The 15,343-nt window shown below is 61.1% G+C and carries 15 protein-coding genes and 3 pseudogenes; 3 read left to right on the plus strand and 15 right to left on the minus strand.

The genetic code is table 11. The features are described 5' to 3' along the window. Positions 1–466: 466 nt before the first annotated feature. From BM300_RS31760 to ubiE, 13 genes and pseudogenes are all read right to left on the minus strand, one after another. A complete protein-coding gene (locus BM300_RS31760; protein WP_371914211.1) occupies positions 467–1,339 on the minus strand; it encodes a methyl-accepting chemotaxis protein in 873 nt (290 codons plus the stop codon). Further along, positions 1,325–2,371: pseudogene (locus tag BM300_RS31765) on the minus strand (methyl-accepting chemotaxis protein); the annotation flags it as partial. The pseudogene BM300_RS31765 and the gene BM300_RS31760, both read right to left, overlap by 15 nt. 149 nt (positions 2,372–2,520) lie before the next feature. Then, on the minus strand, positions 2,521–3,384 hold the full coding sequence (locus BM300_RS31770) for a methyl-accepting chemotaxis protein (protein WP_371914212.1): 864 nt from the start codon (positions 3,382–3,384) through the stop codon (positions 2,521–2,523). Next, a pseudogene (locus BM300_RS31775) lies at positions 3,376–4,437 on the minus strand (methyl-accepting chemotaxis protein); the annotation flags it as partial. The pseudogene BM300_RS31775 and the gene BM300_RS31770, both read right to left, overlap by 9 nt. Positions 4,438–4,596: 159 nt before the next feature. Next, positions 4,597–5,304, minus strand: coding sequence for a 16S rRNA (uracil(1498)-N(3))-methyltransferase (locus tag BM300_RS13965; RefSeq protein WP_063323325.1), 708 nt, complete (start codon positions 5,302–5,304; stop codon positions 4,597–4,599). Beyond that, positions 5,301–6,098 carry a twin-arginine translocase subunit TatC gene (gene tatC / locus BM300_RS13970; RefSeq protein WP_060739577.1) on the minus strand — a complete coding sequence of 266 codons (798 nt, stop codon included), beginning with the start codon at positions 6,096–6,098 and terminating at the stop codon, positions 5,301–5,303. The genes BM300_RS13965 and tatC overlap by 4 nt, the downstream gene beginning before the upstream one ends. Beyond that, the gene (gene tatB / locus BM300_RS13975; RefSeq protein WP_092146802.1) at positions 6,095–6,517 is read right to left on the minus strand and encodes a Sec-independent protein translocase protein TatB; all 423 of its coding nucleotides are present in this window, start codon (positions 6,515–6,517) and stop codon (positions 6,095–6,097) included. The genes tatC and tatB overlap by 4 nt, the downstream gene beginning before the upstream one ends. Before the next feature lie 10 nt (positions 6,518–6,527). Continuing rightward, entirely contained in the window at positions 6,528–6,815 is a 288-nt protein-coding gene (locus tag BM300_RS13980; protein ID WP_063323323.1) for a twin-arginine translocase TatA/TatE family subunit, read from the minus strand. A 24-nt stretch (positions 6,816–6,839) separates the two neighbouring features. Then, complete coding sequence (locus BM300_RS13985; protein WP_003186671.1) at positions 6,840–7,172, minus strand: phosphoribosyl-ATP diphosphatase; 333 nt, start codon at positions 7,170–7,172, stop codon at positions 6,840–6,842. After that, on the minus strand, positions 7,165–7,563 hold the full coding sequence (hisI, locus tag BM300_RS13990; protein WP_063323322.1) for a phosphoribosyl-AMP cyclohydrolase: 399 nt from the start codon (positions 7,561–7,563) through the stop codon (positions 7,165–7,167). Before hisI ends, BM300_RS13985 begins: the two co-directional genes overlap by 8 nt. 111 nt (positions 7,564–7,674) lie before the next feature. Then, positions 7,675–9,279, minus strand: coding sequence for a ubiquinone biosynthesis regulatory protein kinase UbiB (gene ubiB, locus BM300_RS13995; RefSeq protein WP_092146800.1), 1,605 nt, complete (start codon positions 9,277–9,279; stop codon positions 7,675–7,677). Next, positions 9,276–9,900, minus strand: a pseudogene (locus tag BM300_RS14000) (SCP2 domain-containing protein). Before BM300_RS14000 ends, ubiB begins: the two are co-directional and overlap by 4 nt. Then, positions 9,900–10,670: a bifunctional demethylmenaquinone methyltransferase/2-methoxy-6-polyprenyl-1,4-benzoquinol methylase UbiE gene (ubiE, locus tag BM300_RS14005; protein WP_003196937.1), complete on the minus strand. Its 771-nt coding sequence runs from the start codon at positions 10,668–10,670 to the stop codon at positions 9,900–9,902. The pseudogene BM300_RS14000 and the gene ubiE overlap by 1 nt, the downstream one beginning before the upstream one ends. Positions 10,671–10,825: 155 nt before the next feature. On the opposite strand from ubiE, the gene BM300_RS14010 reads away from it, so the two are divergent. From BM300_RS14010 to BM300_RS14020, 3 genes are all read left to right on the plus strand, one after another. Continuing rightward, the gene (locus BM300_RS14010) at positions 10,826–11,101 is read left to right on the plus strand and encodes a polyhydroxyalkanoic acid system family protein (RefSeq protein WP_092146798.1); all 276 of its coding nucleotides are present in this window, start codon (positions 10,826–10,828) and stop codon (positions 11,099–11,101) included. A gap of 265 nt (positions 11,102–11,366) precedes the next feature. After that, entirely contained in the window at positions 11,367–11,789 is a 423-nt protein-coding gene (locus BM300_RS14015; protein ID WP_003196940.1) for a phasin family protein, read from the plus strand. 10 nt (positions 11,790–11,799) lie between these two features. Then, a complete protein-coding gene (locus BM300_RS14020) occupies positions 11,800–12,681 on the plus strand; it encodes a phasin family protein (protein WP_092222303.1) in 882 nt (293 codons plus the stop codon). A gap of 207 nt (positions 12,682–12,888) precedes the next feature. Here the strand turns inward: BM300_RS14020 and BM300_RS14025 are convergent, their stop codons facing one another. Together BM300_RS14025 and phaC are read right to left on the minus strand one after the other, a co-directional pair. Beyond that, positions 12,889–13,509 (minus strand): TetR/AcrR family transcriptional regulator, encoded by a 621-nt coding sequence (locus BM300_RS14025; protein WP_092146795.1) that lies wholly within the window; start codon positions 13,507–13,509, stop codon positions 12,889–12,891. Positions 13,510–13,570: 61 nt separating this feature from the next. Then, the gene (gene phaC / locus BM300_RS14030) at positions 13,571–15,253 is read right to left on the minus strand and encodes a class II poly(R)-hydroxyalkanoic acid synthase (protein WP_063323317.1); all 1,683 of its coding nucleotides are present in this window, start codon (positions 15,251–15,253) and stop codon (positions 13,571–13,573) included. Positions 15,254–15,343 lie beyond the last annotated feature (90 nt).

Genomic DNA, 15,343 nt, shown 5'->3' on the forward strand with positions numbered 1-15,343 from the left:
GGCTGTGTTGGACATGAATTTTGTTTTCACTGGAGGTGAATATGGGAGCAAGCTCGCTCGCGATGGCGGTGTGTCAGTTTGCGGTGATGTTGGATGTGCCGGCCTCTTCGCGAGCAAGCCCGCTCCCACAGGAGGAATGCGGTCCCCATCAAGAACCAGGTCGGCTACCAGGCCGCCTTGTGGTGGACGTTGATCTCGGGCGCCCCGTTAACCACGCTGGCCGAACGCAGGCATTGCGCAGTGGGCAACCCGGCATGGATGCCGGGTTAGCCGCGCTGGGCCATGGATGGCCCTTCGCGGCGGCCCACGGAGCAATGCCGGAGTGAGGGCACACCGAGCCTAGGCGAGGCACCGAGTGGTGGGGCACAAGCGCTTTGGTTACTTTCGCGCTTTTCGAAAGTGACCCGCCGTCAGGGCGGAACCCTAAGCAGCCGTTACCTAAATAACGGATATACACACAAAACCATCAAACCCTAAACCGCCCCACCAACCCCTGCAAATGCCCCCCCAACCGCGCCAACTCAGCACTGGAAGCAGCCGTTTCCTCACTGGAGGCGGCAGTCTGTTCCGACACATCACGCACATTCAGTACGCTACGGTTGATCTCTTCAGCCACAGCACTCTGCTGCTCAGCCGCAGCGGCGATCTGCTGATTCATCGCCTGGATCGCCGAGACGGTACGGGTGATGTTTTCCAGCGACGCACCGGCACGACGGGTCAGCTCGACGCTGCTGTCGGTCAGGCTGCGGCTGTTGTCCAAGGTCGCCGCGACCTGCTCAGTGCCCGACTGCAGGCCAAGGATCAGTTCCTCGATCTCTTCAGTGGACTTCTGGGTGCGCTGGGCCAGGCTGCGGACTTCATCGGCGACCACCGCAAACCCACGCCCGGCTTCACCGGCCCGGGCCGCCTCGATGGCGGCGTTGAGGGCCAGCAGGTTGGTTTGCTGGGCGACGGACTTGATCACATCCAGCACACTGCCGATCTTGTCGCTTTCTCGCTTCAGCTCGCCCATGGCGGTGGTGGAATTACCCACTTCGAGTGCCAGGCGCTCGATCTGGGCAATCGCTTCGCCGACGACTTTATCGCCTTCGCGTGCCTGGGCATCGGCGGCGACGGCCGCTTCGGAAGCCTCTTCGGCATTGCTGGCCACTTCCTGCACCGTGGCGGTCATTTCGTGCATGGCGGTGGCGACCTGGTCGGTTTCCGCTTTCTGGCTGTTGACCCCGGCGCTGGTCTGTACGGTAACGGCCGATAGTTGTTCGGCGGCGCTGGCGATTTGCGTGACGCCTTCGCTGATGCCGCCGATCAATTGCCGCAGGCCCACGGTCATGTTCTGCATGGCGCGCTGTAGCTGGCCCAGTTCGTCGCGGCGCTCGGAAGTGAGGTTGTGGGTCAGGTCGCCGGCAGCCACGCGTTCGGCGATTTTGAGGGTCTGGCCCAGAGGACCGACGATCTGCCGGGTGATGACCAGGGCGGCGATGACACCGAACAACAGGGCCAGTACGGCAGCCGAGACCAGGAAGGTCTTGGCCTTGGCGGCATCACGGTCGCGCACAGCGGTCTGGGAGACCGTCAGTTTTTGGCTGGCGTCGATCAATACGTCGCCTTGCTCTGCCATGCGCTTGAGTGCCGCGGCGTTGTCGATCTGGGAGTCGCGGAACTGGCTGACCGCTGCGCGATAGACATTGATCGAGTCGTTGGCCTGTTGCAGGTTGGCGGCATGTTCTTCGGGTAACTGCTCTGGCAAGCGTGCGAGAAGCTTGAGGACATTGTCGACGGCCTCAAGGGCCGGTTGCTGGGCTTCGTTCTTGCCGCTGTAGGTATAACCGCGAACTTGATAGCGTGCTTGCTGGATCGCCTTGCTCAGGGTCACAGCGTTGTTGAACTGGGCGACGTTGTCGCCTTGCAGCAACGACTTCTCTACTTCAGCGACGCGAGCCACGGCATTGTCTGCACTGGCACCGAGTTTGCTGCGGGCATCTTCTCGGCTGGCGGTAGCGCGGGTCATCTCGGCGAAGGCTTTTTTGTACTCGGCCACGGCGGCCAATTGTTTATCGATCAGTGCGGCATCGGCCGGTTGTTCGATCAGTTGGCGGGCGGTTTTCAGCCCGGCGTCGAGTTTGCCAATCAGGTCGTTGACTTGCTGGGGGCCGTTCTCGCCCCGCGAGGTGTCGTAGTTCATGCGTGCCAGGCGCAAGTCCTTGGTCAAATCGTTCAGGCTGGCAATGAACCCCAGCTTGTCGCCACGGCTGATGACGTTACCCAGGCCGGTCCAGCCCGTGAAGGCGATTATCACGGTCAGGAACAGCACCAGGCCGAAGCCGAAACCGAGTTTGCGATTAACGCCTACGTTACCTAGCCATCGGAACATACTGTTACTCCCTGCAGCGCTGAGTTTGTGTGCTGGGAGCTATATCGACCGTTTGGAAGGGATCTGTAGAGAATAGATGTCACAGTAGTGGCCGCTTCGCGCCCAAGCGCGAGCAATCTCTGGCCACGGTTTTATACCTGCCCTTATGGTTAGACCTTGAAGCGACTTACCAGCGTCTGCAAATGCACCCCCAGCCGTGCCAGTTCGGCACTGGAGGCTGCGGTTTCTTCACTGGAAGAAGCCGTTTGTTCGGAGACATCGCGAACGTTCACGACGCTGCGGTTGATCTCTTCGGCCACGGCGCTCTGCTGCTCGGCGGCGGCGGCGATCTGTTGGTTCATCGACTGGATCGCCGAGACCGTGCGGGTGATGTTTTCCAGTGAGCCACCGGCCCGGCGGGTCAGTTCGACGCTGCTGTCGGTCAGGTTGCGGCTGTTGTCCAGGGTGGTCGCGACCTGTTCGGTGCCCGATTGCAGGCCGAGGATCAGTTCTTCGATTTCTTCGGTGGACTTCTGGGTGCGCTGGGCCAGGCTGCGGACTTCATCGGCGACCACCGCAAACCCACGCCCGGCTTCACCGGCCCGGGCTGCTTCGATGGCGGCGTTGAGGGCCAGCAGGTTGGTTTGCTGGGCGACAGACTTGATCACGTCCAGCACGCTGCCGATCTTGTCGCTCTCGCGCTTGAGGTGGCCCATGGCTTCGGTGGAGATGCCCACTTCCTTGGACAGGCGTTCGATCTGGGCGATGGCTTCGCCGACCACTTTTTCGCCTTCGCGAGCCTGCTGGTCAGCGGCAACTGCCGCTTCGGAGGCTTCCTCGGCATTGCGCGCCACTTCCTGCACGGTGGCGGTCATTTCGTGCATGGCAGTGGCGACCTGGTCGGTCTCCGTTTTCTGGCTGTTGACCCCGGCACTGGTCTGTTCGGTGACGGCCGAGAGCTGTTCGGCGGCGCTGGCGATTTGCGTGACGCCGTCGCTGATACCCCCGATCAGTTGCCGCAGGCTGATCACCATTCGCTGCAGGCTGGCTTGCAATTGGCCCATGTCGTCACGGCGGGTAACCACCAGGTTATGGCTCAAATCGCCCGAGGCGACACGTTCGAGGGCCACCAGGGTTTGTTGCAGGGGAACAACGATCTGCCGCGTAATGATCCACGCAGCCAGCAGACCAAACGCTAACGCCAGGACGGCAACGGTAATCAGGGCCTCTTTCGCATGAATCGTCTCCAGGTCGCGCTTCTCAATCTGCGAGGCCGTCAAATGTTTGTTCAGCTCATGCAAATGGGTGTCCTGGTCGACCATTCTCTTGAGGGCTGAGGCGCTGGCGACCTGCGAATCGCGGAACTGGCTGACGGCTGCGCGATAGGCTTTCATTGATTCGGCGGCTTGTTGCAAGTTGGTTGCGTGCTGTTCCGGTAACTTGCCCGGCAGGCTCTCGAAGTTTTTCAGGACGTTTTCGATGGCATCCAGCGCCGGCTGCTCGGCGTCGGCCTTACCGCTGTAGGTGTAGCCGCGAACTTGGTAACGCGCTTGCTGGAGCAGTTTGCTCAGCTCGACCACGTTGTTGAATTGCGGGACGCTGTCGCCTTGTCGCAAGGCATTTTCGACGTCTGTCACCTTGGCCACGGCGTTGTCGGCGTTGGCGCCAAGCTTGGACCGGGCCGACTCGCGGTTCTGCGTCGCTTGAGTGAGGTCGACAAAGGCACGCTTGTATTCATCGACATTAGCCAATTGCTGATTGAGCAACTCCTGGTCTGCCGGGCGGACAAATCGTTTGAGGGCAGCTTGGATGCTCTCTTGAAGTTTGCCCAGGAGCTCGTTGACGGCTGTCGGCCCTTGTTCGCCGCGTCGCATCTCGTAGTCGAGACGGGCGACGCGTAAATCCTTGGCCGCCTCGTTGATACTGGCGATGGAAGCTTGTTTATCTGAGCGGCTGATCACACTGCTCAGGCTGTTCCAGCCGGCGAAGGTGCTCAAGAGGGTCATGAGCAGGACCAGGCCAAAACCGAAACCCAGCTTGCGATTGACGCTGACGTTTCCCAGCTTTTCGGTTAACCAACTGAACATGCCGATACTCCCTCAAACCTGTTATAGGCCTTATGAAGAGAGTATCGACCATATGCCGGGGATCTGTAGAAATCGTCAGGGAGTCTAGCGGTGGAGAGGGCAAGCGTTGCAGCCAGCGAGGATGAATCGCCTGTGGTCACGTTGCACAAGCTACGAGGATCAGAACAATCGCGCGAGCAAGGCAGTTACCGCAGTCTCGACCCGCAGGATTCGCTCGCCCAGTTGAACCGGTTGCAGGCCGGCCTTGCCCAGCAGTTCGATCTCGTAGGGAATCCAACCGCCTTCGGGGCCGATGGCCAAGGTCACCGGCTCTGTTAGCGCTCGCGGGCAGGGCGGATAGTTGCCAGGATGGCCGACCAGCCCCAGGGTGTCATCCGCCATGGCTGGCAAGCGGTCCTCGACGAAGGGCTTGAAGCGTTTTTCGATGATGATTTCCGGCAGCACGCTGTCCCGGGCCTGCTCCAGGCCCAGGATCAATTGCTCGCGGATGGCCTCGGGCTCCAGGAACGGCGTCTGCCAAAAGCTCTTTTCCACACGATAACTGTTGACCAGCACCACGCGCGGCACGCCCATGGTGGCGATGGTCTGGAACACGCGACGGAGCATTTTCGGGCGAGGCAGGGCCAGCACCAGGGTCAGCGGCAACTTGGCCGGCGGCGGCTGGTCGAGGGTCACTTGCAGTTCGGCCTCGCGAGCTTCCAGGCGCAGCACCTGGGCGGTGCCCATCAGCCCACCGATGCGCCCGACGCGCAGGCTGTCACCGACGGCGCTGCGATGGACTTCCTGCATGTGGGTCAACCGGCGATCGCTCAGGATTACCCGGTCAGGCCCGATGAAATCGGCCTCTTCGAGCAGCAGCAGGTTCACGCTTGGGTCGCTGGCGGCTGGTCGTTGTGGTCATCGACCGGCTGGTCCTCGGGTTCTTCTTCCCGGCGCTTGCGCACCAGGCCACCGAACAGGATGCCGATCTCGAACAGCAGCCACATCGGCACCGCCAGCAGTGTCTGGGAGAAGATGTCCGGTGGGGTCAGGATCATGCCGACCACGAAGCAGCCAATGATCACGTAAGGGCGGATCTTCTTCAGGTAGGCCACGTCGACCACGCCGATCCATACCAGCAGCACCACGGCCACGGGGATTTCGAACGCCACGCCGAAGGCGAAGAACAGCGTCATGACGAAATCCAGGTAGCTGCTGATGTCGGTCATCATTTCCACGCCCGCCGGGGTGGCGGCGGCGAAGAATTTGAAGATCAGCGGGAACACCAGGTAATAGGCGAAGGCCATGCCGGTGTAAAACAGCAGGATGCTGGACACCAGCAGCGGCACGGCGATGCGTTTTTCGTGCTTGTACAGGCCCGGTGCGATGAAGCCCCAGATCTGGTGCAGGATCACCGGGATCGCCAGGAACAGCGAGACCATCATCGTCAGCTTCAATGGCGTCAGGAACGGCGACGACACGTCGGTGGCGATCATTGTCGCCCCTACCGGCAGGTACTGGCGCAGCGGCGTGGAGACGAAGGTGTAGATCTGCTGGGTGAAGGAAAACAGCCCGGCGAAGATGATGAAAACCGCCGCGACGCAACGCAGCAGGCGTGTGCGCAACTCGGTGAGGTGCGATACCAGCGGCATCGGCTGGTCGTTTTCAGGGATATCGCTCATGGGGCTCGCGGCGGCAAAGTAGGGTCGTTAGGCGCAGGGACAGCAGGGGGCGCTGTATCCGTTACCGTCGGTGTCACTGGTGCCGGTTCAGCCAGCGGCTGCGCACCATCCACCGGCGCCTGTGGCGCAATCGTCGGTTCGGCCACGGGCTGAACCGGCGTCGGTTCCTGTTGGGTCGGCGTGAAGATTTTCCGCGCTTCCTGCTCCAGGGACAGAATATGTTCGTTGTGAAGTTGCCGACGGATGTCGTCGGCCCCGATTTCACGTTCAACTTCCTGTTTGATCGCATTGAAGCTGCGCTTCAGGCGGCCGATCCACAGGCCGGCGGTGCGCGCAGCACCCGGCAGACGCTCGGGGCCCAGTACCAGCAGGGCGACGAGGCCGACGAGCAGCAGTTCAGTGAAGCTGATCCCAAACATTAGTCAGTGCTCACGAGTCTTTGCGGACGGGCTCTTCGACTTTCTGTGCCTGCACGTCGATGGTGTGCGGCGCGTTCACAGGCTGGCTGGCCTGGGGGTGTACCGGTTGGGTCGGCTGCGCCGGTTGGCTAGCAGCCGCCGACGGGTCGGCCGGTTTTTCGTCGTCGTTCATGGCCTTGCGAAAGCCCTTGATCGACTCGCCGACATCGGTGCCGAGGTTTTTCAGTTTCTTGGTACCGAACACCAGCACCACGACGACCAGGATGACGACCCAGTGTTTCCAGTCAAAGATACCCATGTGGCTACTCCTCTCAAAAATTGATCAGGCGGACGGGCGCGAGGCTTTCTCGACGTGCCCGGACAGACCGAAGCGACGGTCCAGTTCATCCAGTACGGCCTGCGGATGCTGCCCCAGTTGGGCCAGCATGACCAGGCTGTGGAACCACAGGTCGGCGGTCTCATAGATCACGTCGCTGCAATCGCCACTGATGGCGGCGTCCTTGGCGGCGATGATGGTCTCGACCGACTCTTCGCCGACTTTCTCCAGAATCTTGTTCAAGCCCTTGTGGTACAGGCTGGCGACATAGGAACTGTCGGCCGCGGCGCCCTTGCGCTCTTCCAGCACCTGGGCCAGGCGGGTCAGGGTGTCACTCATGCGTATGTCCTGAATAAATGGCGTGCGGGTCCTTGAGCACCGGGTCGACGATTTTCCAGTCGCCGTTCTCGAAGACGCGATAGAAGCAGCTTTGACGGCCGGTGTGGCAGGCAATCTCACCGACTTGCTCGACCATCAGGATGATGACGTCGCCGTCGCAGTCCAGGCGCATCTCATGCAGGTGCTGCACGTGCCCGGACTCTTCACCTTTGCGCCACAGCTTGCCACGGGAACGTGACCAATAGATGGCGCGGTTCTCGGCGGCGGTCAGGGCCAGCGCTTCGCGGTTCATCCAGGCCATCATCAGCACACGCCCGGTCTTGTGATCCTGGGCGATGGCCGGCACCAGGCCGTCAGCGTCCCATTTGATCTCGTCCTGCCAGTTTTTCATCTTGAGTCCTGACGGCAGCGGCAAGCTTTAAGCTTCAAGCTGCAAGTAAAAGCAGATTTATGTATGTATGGAGCTTGTGGCTTGCAGCTTAAAGCTTGCGGCTGATTCCTGCTATCGGCGAACGACCAGATACAGACCGACCACCATCATGATACCGGCGGGCCAGTGACCCAGCTGGCTCAGCGGCCCGCCGGTCGCCAGCACGGCGCCGCCACCCAGGTGAGCCGCGCCCAGCAGGCGCAACAGCCAATCGTCCTTGCGTCGTTGCCACGGGGGCGCCGGGTCGTGGGCGTGGGGCTGTGACATGCGTTCGAGCAGGTCGCGGGTCATGTTGGCCAGGTGCGGGAGCTGCTCGAACTGGCTTTGCACGTTGCCCAGCAAGGTTCTGGGGCTGACGCGCTCGCGCATCCAGCGTTCGAGGAACGGCTGGGCGGTATTCCACAGGTCGAGGTCCGGGTACAACTGGCGGCCGAGGCCTTCGATGTTCAACAGGGTTTTCTGCAACAGCACCAACTGTGGCTGGACTTCCATGTTGAAGCGTCGCGCCGTCTGGAACAGGCGCATCAGTACCTGGCCAAAGGAAATGTCTTTTAACGGTTTTTCGAAGATCGGTTCGCACACGGTACGGATCGCCGCTTCGAATTCGTTGAGCTTGGTCTCGGCCGGCACCCAGCCTGAATCGATGTGCAGCTGGGCGACGCGACGGTAGTCACGCTTGAAGAAGGCGAACAGGTTGCGCGCCAGGTAGTCCTGGTCTTCAGGGGTCAGGCTACCGACGATGCCGCAGTCGATGGCAATGTACTGCGGGCTCCACGGCTGCACCGTGCTGACGAAGATGTTGCCTGGGTGCATGTCGGCGTGGAAGAAGCTGTCGCGAAACACCTGGGTGAAGAAGATTTCCACGCCGCGTTCGGCGAGCATCTTCATGTCGGTGCGCTGGTCGGCCAGGGTCGCCAGGTCGGTGACCTGGATGCCGTAGATACGCTCCATCACCAACACTTTCGGCCGGCACCAGTCCCAATAGACTTGCGGCACATAGAGCAGCGGCGAGCCCTCGAAGTTACGACGCAGCTGGCTGGCGTTGGCGGCCTCGCGCAGCAGGTCAAGTTCATCGTAGATGGTTTTTTCGTAGTCCTGGACCACGTCCACCGGGTGCAGCAGGCGGGCATCGGCCGACAGCCGCTCGGCGGCGCGGGCGAGGATGAACAGCCACGCCAGGTCCTGGGCAATGATCGGCTTGAGGCCCGGGCGGATGACCTTGACCACCACTTCTTCGCCGCTCTTGAGTTGTGCGGCGTGAACCTGGGCGACGGAGGCCGAGGCCAGGGGGTCGACGTCGAAACGGCTGAAGACTTCGCTGATCTTCTTGCCCAGTTGTTCCTCGATCAGCGCCACCGACACCTTGGAATCGAACGGCGGCACGCGGTCTTGCAGGCGCATCAGTTCATCGGCGATGTCTTCGGGCAACAGGTCGCGACGGGTCGAAAGGATTTGCCCGAACTTGATGAAAATCGGCCCCAGGTCCTGCAAGGCCAGGCGCAAGCGCGCACCGCGACTCAAGTCCAGCGTTCGCCGTGGAAACCAGCGCCACGGCAGCACGAAGCGCAGGGCCAGGAGAAACCAGGGCAACGGCAGGGCGAACAGCAGGTCATCGAGGCGGTAGCGGATCACGACGCGCTGGATGCGCAACAAACGGCGGACGGCAAGCAGCTTCATGCGTTATCGCTTGGTTTCAAGGGATCGGGAAAGGCGCTCGAAACGCGCCTCGAGACGTTCCAGGTCAAGTTTGATCTGGTCCAGTTCATTAAAACGGGCTTGTGCTTCGCGTTGGCCTACGAGGGTACGCGATTCTTCGGCCAGGTATTCACTCAGATTCTGCCCCAGGCTGGCGAACCCTTGCCGATACCAGCGGCTGCGGCTGCGCAAATGGCCGCTGAGCAATTGGGTCGCCACCGGACCGATCCAGCGAGACACTTCGTATTCCCAGTCCAGTTCCAGGTCCTGGAGGATCGCCGCCAGCTCCAGCAGTACGCCGCTGTCGCCGTCGAGCTCCACGTCGGGGCTGTGCAGCACCGCGGTCTTGTCCTTGCCCAGGGCCAGGTTCAGCAGGCTCGACGCCGGTGCGCGCAGCGTGCAGTCGGCCTCGGCCTCCCAGTGCGCAGCGAGCATCAGGCCCTCGTCGCTGGGCAGGATGAACAACCGCAACGTCGGGCTGCGGCAGTCCACGGCAATCACCTTGCCGCTCAAGTGCGCCAGGCGCGCGAGCGCCGTGCTGTCCAGGCGCAACACCCGGTTGAGGCCGAGTTCAACGCTGGCAAGCAGGCCGGTGAGCAGCATCAGGGCTTGATACCGCGGTGCAGGGCGACAATGCCTGCGGTCATGTTGTGGTAGGTCACGCGGTCGAAACCGGCCTCGACCATCATCGACTTCAGGGTTTCCTGGTTCGGGTGCATGCGGATCGATTCGGCCAGGTAGCGATAGCTTTCCGAGTCGTTGGTAATCAGCTTGCCCATCAGCGGCATGAAGGCGAACGAGTAGGCGTCATAGGCCTTGGACATCAGCGCGTTGGTCGGTTTGGAGAACTCCAGCACCAGCAGGCGGCCACCGGGCTTGAGCACGCGCAGCATCGAGCGCAGGGCATCTTCCTTGTGGGTGACGTTGCGCAGGCCGAAGGCGATGGTCACGCAGTCGAAATGGTTGTCGGGGAACGGCAGCTTTTCAGCGTCGGCCTGGACGAACTCGACGTTGCCGGCCACACCCAGGTCCAGCAGGCGGTCGCGACCGACCTTGAGCATGGATTCGTTGATGTCGGCCAGGACGACTTGGCCGGTCGGCCCAACGATGTGGGAAAACTTCTTCGTCAGGTCGCCCGTGCCGCCGGCGATGTCCAGTACGCGATTACCACTGCGCACGCCCGACAGTTCGATCGCGAAACGCTTCCACAGGCGGTGCATGCCGCCCGAGAGCAGGTCGTTCATCAAGTCATACTTGGCGGCTACGGAGTGGAAAACCTCAGCGACTTTTTCCGCTTTCTGGCTTTCCGGCACGTTCTTGAAGCCGAAGTGAGTGGTGGGTTCGGCATCGCTGCCTTTGCGCTGATCAGTCATATCGCGGTCACCAAAAAAGAATGCGGGACATTCTAATCCCGGTGGAGGGCTTTGTCTTGGCAAGGCTGAAGGTAAGATGGGCGACCGCCGGGACGTTTTGACGCAGGCAGGGTCTGAAACGTTCAGGCAAGTCCCGATAAAACAGGAGTCACCCGATGGCCCGTATAACGGTTGAGCGTGCCCATGGCCTGGGCAAGGAAGCGGCACGAGAGAAAGCCGACAAGCTGGCGCAGAAGTTGTCCGATAGCTATGGCCTGGAGCCGCAGTGGGAGGGCGACACCCTGAAACTCAAGCGTTCCGGGGTCAAGGGCGAAGTGCATGTTGGCGAGGACTCGATCCGCGTCGATGTGGAACTGGGCATGTTGATGTCGGCCATGAGCGGCACGATCAAGAGCGAAATCGAAAAGGCGTTGGATAAGGCGTTGGTCTGATTGTTCGAAAGGGTGGGGTGGAACACATCCAAGTTCACAACCTACTCCTGTGGGAGCGGGCTTGCTCGCGAAAGCGGTGGATCAGTCGACATCAATAGTGAATGGTCCACCGCATTCGCGAGCAAGCCTGTTCCCACATGAAGTCGGTCGCCATCCGGTTATGTGTCAGTTGTTAGGGTGCCCTTTCTAATTATTGTCACTACTTTGTGCCTGAGCCCGACCGTGTGCGGGCAGTTCCTCAAACCATTTTCGAGTGAGGTGCACCATGGCCAAAGTTATTCTGAAGAAAAAAACCGACGTTGAATCTTCCACGCTCAGCGACGTGAAAACGTACGCGCGCAAGATCTGGCTGGCGGGCCTGGGCGCCTACACGAAGGTCGGCCAGGAAGGCAGCGAGTACTTTCAGGAGTTGGTAAAGGCTGGCGAAGTTATTGAAACCAAAGGCAAAAAGAAAATTGCCGGAAAACTTGAAGCGGCCAACAGCGAATTGATTGAAGCCAAGAGCGACGTCAATACTTTCAAGGCCCGGGTTGAAGTACAACTCGATAAAGTCGAGAAGGTATTCGATGCCCGTGTTGCAAGTGCCTTGAATCGTATCGGCATTCCGTCTAAACATGACGTTGAGACACTCTCTGCTAAGCTCGATGAGCTGACAGCATTGCTCGAACGTGTCGCGCGTAAACATTAAGGAGAACGGGATGGCTGGCAAAAAAATCACAGAAAAAGAGGGCAGCTCGTGGGCCGGGAAGATTGAAAAGTATTCCCGCAAAATCTGGCTTGCTGGTTTAGGCGTGTACTCGAAGATCGACACTGACGGCAGCAAGCTCTTCGAGTCCCTGGTTAAGGACGGCGAAAAGGCCGAAAAACTCACCAAGACGGCAGTCGGCAAACAAGTCGATGCAGCCAAGGACTCTGCCGAGTCCGCCAAGTCGCGAATCGGTGGCGTGAAGGATCGTGCACTGGGCAAATGGGACGAACTGGAGGGGGCTTTCGACAAGCGCCTGAACAGTGCGATCTCGCGCCTGGGTGTGCCGAGCCGTAATGAAGTCAAGGCACTGCACAGCAAGGTCGACACCCTGACCAAGCAGATCGAAAAACTCACCGGCGCCAAAGTCGCACCCGTGGCGACCAAGACTGCAGCGGCCAAGCCGGCCGCTAAAACGGCGGCCAAGCCACTGGTCAAGGCTGCGGCAAAAACCGCCGCCAAACCTGCGGCGAAAGCAGCAGCCAAGCCCGCGGCTAAAACTGCTGCGGCCAAGCCTGCTGCCAAGGCGGCGGCCAAACCGGTAGCGGCCAAAGCGGCAGCCAAGCCTGCGGCCAAACCCGCGGCTAAAACGGCAGCGGCCAAACCGGCAGCGAAACCTGCGGCCAAGCCTGCGGCAAAAGCGGCCAAACCTGCTGCGGCGAAAAAACCAGCCGTGAAAAAGCCGGCCGCGCCGAAAGCCGCTGCACCGAAGGCGCCAACCGCGGCCGCCAAACCGGCGACCCCGACGAGCACGGCGAACTCCGCCGCCGCTCCGACCCCGGTCGCCACGCCAACTCCAGCGCCGGCTCCAACGACGCCTCCCACCCAGTCCTGATTCTGCGGGACATGCAAAAACGCCCGGCCTGTGAAGGTCGGGCGTTTTTGTTTGTACGCAGGTCAATCTCAAACTTTGAAATCACCCAGAAAACAATGTGGGAGCGAGCTTGCTCGCGATAGCGGCGGGTCAGCAGTATTGATCTTGACTGATACACCACAATCGCGAGCAAGCTCGCTCCCACAATGGATCTTCCACTGCTGGTCGTCAGTCATGCTCTTCCAGGTAGCGCAACGCCAGTTGCTCAGTCGCCACCTTGGTCGCGGGCGGCAGGTGCGGGGCCACCAGCATCATGATCTGGTAGACCACCAACCGAACCTCGCCTTCACGGTCGAGGATCCGCTGGTAGTCCAGGGAGAACAGCAAGGTCATGGTGATCTGCTCCACCAGCTGCCCCAGGGCCTGGGTATCGCTGATCAGCAAACCCTGGGCCTTGAGCTGCGCCAGCAGTGAGGCGAGGGTGCGCTTCAGGGCATTGAGCAACTGGCGGATACCCTTGGCCAGCTTCGGCAGGCGCCCGGCCAGGTTCGACAGGTCCTGGAACAGAAAGCGGTACTGGGCCAGGCGTTCGACGATCAAGTGCAGGAACAGCCAGTAGTCTTCTGGCGCCAACTGCACGTCCGCCGGAGGGTCCAGCAGCGGCGCCAGTTCGCCCTGGAATCGCTCGAATAGCCCGAGGATCAGCGGTTCCTTGCCATGAAAGTGGTAATAGAGGTTGCCCGGGCTGATGCCCATTTCGTTGGCAACTTCCATGGTGGAGACGTTCGGCTCGCCCTTTTCGTTGAACAATTGCAGGGCACATTCAAGGATGCGGTCGCGGGTTTTCATCCGGTCTTCTTAATGATCAAGTCATGCCACGGCCAATCGCCTGGCCGTGGGGTAAGGTGCTTCAGCGCACGCGAACATAGGTACCGGGAGCTGCGTCCAGAGGCGGGTAGTTCGCGTTGCCCAAGGTCATCTGGGTTTCGTGCTGGGCGCCGGAACGCTCCTGGATCCAGCCCAGCCATTGGGTCCACCAGCTGCCTTCGACGTGCTTGGCGTCGTAGTACCAGGCCCGTGGGTCGCTGCTCAATTTTGCGCTTTCGATGAAGTTGGCCTTGGGGTTGCCCGGCGGGTTGAGGATGCTCTGGACGTGGCCGCTGTTGGAGAGCACGAAGCGTTTTTCGCCACCGAGCAACAGGGTCGAGCGATACACCGCGTCCCACGGTGTGATGTGGTCATTTATGCCGCCCACACTGAAGCTGTCCACCGTCACTTTCTGCAGGTCGATAGGTGTGCCGCACACTTCCAGGCCGCCGGGATGGGTCAGTGGGTTGTGCTTGAAGAAGTCCAGCAGGTCGCCGTGGTAAGCCGCCGGCAGGCGGGTGCAGTCGTTGTTCCAGTAGAGGATGTCGAAGGCCGGCGGCTCCTTGCCCAGCAGATAGTTGTTGATGAAGTAAGTCCAGATCAGATCGTTGGGGCGCATCCAGGCAAACACCCGGGCCAGGTCGCGGCCATCGAGGATGCCTTTCTGGTAGGAACGGCGCTTGGCGGCTTCGAGAGTCTGCTCGTCGATGAACAGCGTGGCCGGGCTATCGATCTGGCTGTCCAGCAGGCTCACCAGGTAGGTGGCACTGGCGACTCGACGCAACTGGCGCTTGGCTTGCAGGTGGCCTTGCAGGGCGGCGATGGTCATGCCTCCGGCGCAGGCGCCCATCAGGTTGACCTCGCGGGCGCCGGTGATCGCCCGGCAGACGTTCATGGCCTCTTCCACGGCCTCGACGTAGCTGGACAGGCCCCATTCGCGGTGGCGTACGTCAGGGTTGCGCCAACTGATGATGAAAACTTGCAAACCGTTTTTCAGGGCGTACTGGACGAAGCTGTTGGAAGGGCTCAGGTCGAAAATATAGAACTTGTTGATCTGCGGCGGCACGATCAGCAACGGCTTGGCGTATTGCTTTTCGCTCATGGACCGGTACTGGATCAGCTCGAGCAATTCGTTGCGAAACACCACCGCGCCAGGGGTGGTTGCCAGGGTCTTGCCGACTTCAAAGGCATGGGGCGTGGTTTGTCGCGGCAACCCGTCGTTGTGCAGCAGGTCATCCACCAGATGGCTGAGGCCTCGAACCAGGCTGGTGCCGCCGGAGTTGAACAGCTCCTTGACCGCCAGCGGGTTGAGCAAGGTGTTGGACGGCGAAACGGCGTCGTTGAGCAGGGCGAAGGCGAAGTGGGCGCGGGCGCGGTCATCCTGGCTCATGGTGCTTTCGTCGATCCAGCTCGTCACCTGTTTCTGCCAGCTCAGGTAGGCCTGCAGGCTGCGGCGGTAGAACGGATTGAGCTGCCAGGTGGGGTCGGCGAAACGCTGGTCGTTGGGGTTGGTGGGGTGCAGGGTCTCCCCCAGCAGCACTCGGCCCAGTTGACCGCCCAGCTTCAGCGCATGCCGGGCACTGTGCACCGGGTTGCGCAAGCCGTGTACGGCAACGCTGCGCAAGGTGGACAGCAGGTCCCTGCCACGCAGGCCGGTGACCGCACTTTGTGCGTTGATGAAGCTGGCAGGGGCGGGCATGGAGCCCTTCGCCGGTTTGTCGCGCATGAGTCAACTCCTTCGTCATCAGGCTAAAAACAAACACACCGAACCAGACAACATAGTCGCTGTTTCGGGTCGCTGCGCGGTCCGGCGTCC

The organism is Pseudomonas sp. NFACC46-3 (genome assembly GCF_900114515.1).
GTDB classification, from domain to species: domain Bacteria; phylum Pseudomonadota; class Gammaproteobacteria; order Pseudomonadales; family Pseudomonadaceae; genus Aquipseudomonas; species Aquipseudomonas fluorescens_Q.